Annotated in this window: 4 protein-coding genes; all 4 read left to right on the top strand. The window is 66.8% G+C overall.

The window, feature by feature from the left end:
- Positions 1 to 60: 60 nt before the first annotated feature.
- Positions 61 to 1,137 (top strand): extracellular solute-binding protein, encoded by a 1,077-nt coding sequence (locus RWO82_RS15140; RefSeq protein ID WP_314428358.1) that lies wholly within the window; start codon positions 61 to 63, stop codon positions 1,135 to 1,137.
- Positions 1,138 to 1,166: 29 nt separating this feature from the next.
- The gene (locus tag RWO82_RS15135) at positions 1,167 to 2,183 is read left to right on the top strand and encodes an ABC transporter ATP-binding protein (protein ID WP_314428357.1); all 1,017 of its coding nucleotides are present in this window, start codon (positions 1,167 to 1,169) and stop codon (positions 2,181 to 2,183) included.
- An 82-nt stretch (positions 2,184 to 2,265) separates the two neighbouring features.
- Positions 2,266 to 4,059, top strand: a complete 1,794-nt coding sequence (locus RWO82_RS15130) for an iron ABC transporter permease (protein WP_314428356.1) — start codon at positions 2,266 to 2,268, stop codon at positions 4,057 to 4,059.
- Positions 4,056 to 4,519: LacI family DNA-binding transcriptional regulator (locus RWO82_RS15125; protein ID WP_314428355.1), on the top strand; the 464-nt coding region annotated here is incomplete at its 3' end. The genes RWO82_RS15130 and RWO82_RS15125, both read left to right, overlap by 4 nt.

The raw sequence follows: 4,519 nt of genomic DNA, 5'->3' as shown, positions 1-4,519 counted from the left end.
AAACCACAAAGCCGGGGTACAGTCGGATCAGACACACCTCGATGATGAGAAAGGGCGACCATGGTCGACATCCGAAAGAAGCGCTGGACTCTGCTGGGAATCGCGGCGGTGACGGCGGTCACCCTGACCGGATGCTCGGGCGGCAACTCCGAGTCCGACGGCGGCTCCGGCGACGGCGGATCCGATGCGACCCTCATCGTCTACACAAACTCGAACAGCGACGGCCGCGGCGAGTGGATCACCGAGCAGGCGGCAGAGGCCGGCATCGACATCGAGATCGTGGGCCTCGGCGGCGCCGACCTCACGAACCGCATCATCGCCGAGAAGAACAACCCCGTCGGCGATGTCGTGTTCGGTCTGAACAACATGTTCTTCGAGCAGCTCAAGTCCGAAGAGGCGATCACCGCCTACGAGCCGGAGTGGAGCGGAGAGGTCCCCGCGGATGCCGGCGACCCCGCCGACGGCGCGTTCTGGCCGCTCGTCGAGCAGGCGATCGTCACGGTCTACGACAAGAACCGCATCACCGATGCCCCGTCCGACGAGGAGGACCTCTGGACCGACGAGCAGTATGCGGGCCGCTACGAGGTCAACCCGGCGCTCGGCCAGGCCACCCCGCAGCTCGTGCTCGCGAGCATCCTGAGCCGTCACCTCGACGAGGACGGCGACCTCGGTGTGAGCGACGAGGGTTGGGAGCTCGTGCAGTCGTACTACGCCAACGGTTCGCCCGCGGTCGAGGGCACCGACCTCTACGCCCGCATCACGCGTGACGAGGTCGACTACGGCGTGCTGCCGTCGAGCGGCATCGCGGCTCGTGACGAGGAGTACGGCACGACGACCGGCATGATCGTTCCCGACTACGGCGTGCCGTATGTCACCGAGCAGATCGCGCAGATCAACGGCACCGGCAACGAGGAGAAGGCCCAGGAGTTCATCGACTGGTTCGGCAGCGCCGAGGTGCAGGGCGAGTTCGCGGCCGAGTTCAACTCGATGCCCGTCAACGAGGGCGCGGTCGACAAGGCCAACCCCGACGTCGTCGAGCTCATGGGCACGCTCGACCGTCAGGACATCGACTTCGGCTTCGTGAGCGAGAACCTCGGCGCCTGGGTCGAGAAGGTCACGCTCGAGTACATCGGCTGAGCCGAACACACCACGACCGGAAAGACAGCATGATCCGTTTCGAAGATGTCGAGGTCGCGTTCGGCGATCACCGTGCGGTCTCGCACCTCGATCTGGAGATCCAGGAGGGTGAGTTCTTCACCCTCCTGGGTCCGTCCGGATGCGGCAAGACCACGGCCCTGCGCACCCTCGCCGGGTTCGTCGAGCCGACCGGCGGCCGCATCCACATCAACGGCCGCGATGTGACGCGCGTGCCGAGCGAGAAGCGCGGCGTGGGCATGGTGTTCCAGAACTACGCGCTGTTCCCGAGCATGAACGTGCGCGAGAACATCGCGTTCGGCCTGTCGATCCAGAAGACGTCGAAGGCCGAGCAGCGTCGACGCGTCGACGAGATCGCCGACCGCACCGGCCTCGCGCAATCGCAGCTCGACAAGAACGTGTCGGAGCTCTCGGGCGGACAGCAGCAGCGCGTGGCGATCGCCCGCGCTCTTGCGCTGACCCCCAGCATCCTGCTGCTCGACGAGCCGCTGTCGAACCTCGACGCCAAGCTGCGCGTGCAGCTGCGCGAGCAGCTGAAGGAGCTGCAGCACGAGGTCGGCGTGACCACTGTCTACGTCACGCACGACCAGGAAGAGGCACTGACCCTCAGCGACCGCATCGCGGTGCTGGATGCCGGCACGCTGCAGCAGGTCGGCACGCCTGAAGAGATCTACGACCGCAGCGCGACGCCGTTCGTGTGCCGGTTCATCGGCGAGAACAACCGTCTCAGCCCGGCGCAGCTCACGAGCCTCGGCGCAGGGCTCGATGCCACCGCCGAGAGCTACGTGCGGCCCGAGAAGCTGCACCTCGCCGAGGCCGGCGACGCCTCTGCGGCATCCGCCTCGCTCGACGGCACCGTCGTCGACCGCACGTATCACGGCAGCCACAGCGTCTACACCGTGAAGGCGGAGGATGCCGCGCTGCGCGTGAGCGTGCCCGCCGCGGCGAGCGCCCGCCAGTGGAGCCCGGGCGACGCGGTGCGCGTCGACATGGACCCCCGGTGGATCCTGCAGTACCCGGCGGCGTGACATGTCGGATGCGCAGAAGCCCCAGAACCCCTCAAGCCCCGCGGTCCCGCCCTCAGCGGCCGTGACCGGAGAAGCCGGCTCCTTGACGACCACTGCGGTCGTCGAGGGTCAGACGGCGGGACCGCGGCTCCGCACGAGAGGCAAGCCCGGCAGCCTGAAGGCGATGCTCCGCTCGCCTCTCGCGTGGATCACCGGCATCGTCGCGATCTGGTTCGCCGCCGCCTTCCTCGTGCTGCCGAACGCCGCCCTGCTCGGCGTCACGTTCTTCCCCGACGGTCAGTTCAGCATCCGTGCCGTCGAGAAGCTGCTCGGCAGCGAGCGCGCGCTGAAGACGCTCGGCAACAGTTTCCTGCTCGCGGTGACCCTGTCGATCACGGTCAACGTGGTCGGCGTGTTCATCGTGCTGGTGACGAAGTACTTCCAGGTGCGCGGGGCGAAGATCCTCTGGCTCGGCTACGCCACCACCCTGATCTACGGCGGCATCGTGCTGGCCGCGGGATACAACTTCATCTACGGCAAGTTCGGGTTCTTCACGAACCTGATGGTCAACATCTGGCCCGACATGGATCGCGACTGGTTCTCGGGATACTTCGCCGTCGTCTTCGTGATGACGTTCGCGACCACGACCAACCACATGCTGTTCCTGTCGTCGTCGCTCGGCAAGGTCGACTACGCGTCGATCGAGGCCGCCAAGCTCATGGGCGCGTCCACCTGGACGATCCTGCGCCGCATCGTGCTGCCGGTGATGAAGCCGATGCTGTTCGCCGTCACCGTGCTGACCTTCCTCATCGGGCTCGGCGCGCTGACCGCTCCCCTCGTGCTCGGCGGGCCCGACTTCCAGACCGTCGCTCCGCTCATCATCGATCTCTCGCGCAGCCCGATCACGCGCGACATCGCCGCGCTGCTCGCGATCGTGCTCGGCATCGCGACGATCATCCTGCTCGCGATCATGAACCGCTTCGAGAAATCGGGCGTGTACTTCTCGGTCGCCAAGGTCGCGACGCCGATCCAGAAGCAGAAGATCCGCAACCCGTTCGCGAACGTGGCCGTGCACGTCATCGCGTATCTGCTGTGGGTGATCTACCTGATCCCCGTGGTGCTGATCGTGATCTTCTCGTTCGTGGATGCGCGCAGCATCCTCGCCGGATCCATCACGCTCGACAGCTTCACGCTCGACAACTACATCACCGTGTTCTCGAGCGCCGAGGCGATCCGTCCCTTCATCGTCAGCGTGGTCTACAGCGCGCTCGCGTCGCTCATCGTGGTCGGCGGTCTGCTGTTCGTCGCGCGGATGCTGCAGAAGCACCGCAACCTGCTGACCACCGCGATCGAGTACGTGCTGCACATCCCGTGGATCCTGCCGATCGTGCTGATCGCTCTCGCCCTCGTGACCGCCTTCGACGAGCCACGGGCGATCGTGGGCGGGCTCGTGCTCACCGGCACGCCGATCCTGCTGCTCGTCGCATACATCTGCGTGAAGATCCCGTTCACGCTGCGCCTGCTCAAGGCCGGGTTCGCGTCGGTGCCGGATTCACTCGAAGACGCCTCGCGCATCCTCGGGGCGAAGTCGCTCACGACGTTCCGCCGCGTGCTGATACCGCTCGTGCTGCCGACCGCCGCGGCGATCACGGCCCTGAACTTCAACAGCCTGCTCGACGACTACGACGCGGCGATCTTCCTCTACCACCCGCTGTTCAAGCCGCTGGGTGTGGCGATCCAAGAGAGCACGCGCGGCGAGAACAACCTCGACGCGATGCCGATCACGTTCGTCTACACAGTGCTGCTGATGATCATCATGGGTGTCACCATGTATCTCGTGTATGGACGAGGATCGCGCGCCGGGGCGCCCCGCAGGGTTCGGAAGGCTCGCGCATGAGTGGTGCATCGTCGTCGGACGCTCCGGGGCTGCGCGTCACGGTCAGCGATGTGGCCGCGGCCGCCGGGGTCTCTCGCGCGACCGCGACCCGGGCGCTCAAGGGTGAAGGGCGCTTCGCTCCCGAGACGCAGGAGCGGATCCTCGCCGAGGCCGAGCGCCTCGGATACGTGCGCAACACGATGGCCGCCGAGCTCGCCGCCGGCCGCACCGGCACCGTCGGGCTCATGCTGCGCGACGCGAGCAACCCTGCCTACGGTCTGCTGTTCTCGCGGTTGCAGGATGAGGCGCACCGGCGAGGCCTCGACCTCGTGACCGTGACGATCGGCGCCGATGTGCAGGGCACCGAGCAGATCGGCGCGCTGCACCGACTGCTCGGCATGCGCGTCGCGGGGCTCATCGTCGCGACCGGTGGCATCACGGCCGCGCAGCTCGAGCCGTTCGCCGACCAGGTGCCGATCGT

The organism is uncultured Microbacterium sp. (genome assembly GCF_963521645.1).
Lineage (GTDB): Bacteria > Actinomycetota > Actinomycetes > Actinomycetales > Microbacteriaceae > Microbacterium.
This window is presented reverse-complemented; position numbering and strand designations above follow the sequence as displayed.

What these genes read in the sequence shown, in the direction of transcription:
- RWO82_RS15140 (WP_314428358.1), top strand. Translation starts at nt 61, where the DNA reads ATGGTCGACATCCGAAAGAAGCGCTGGACTCTGCTGGGAATCGCGGCG.
- RWO82_RS15135 (WP_314428357.1), top strand. Translation starts at nt 1,167, where the DNA reads ATGATCCGTTTCGAAGATGTCGAGGTCGCGTTCGGCGATCACCGTGCG.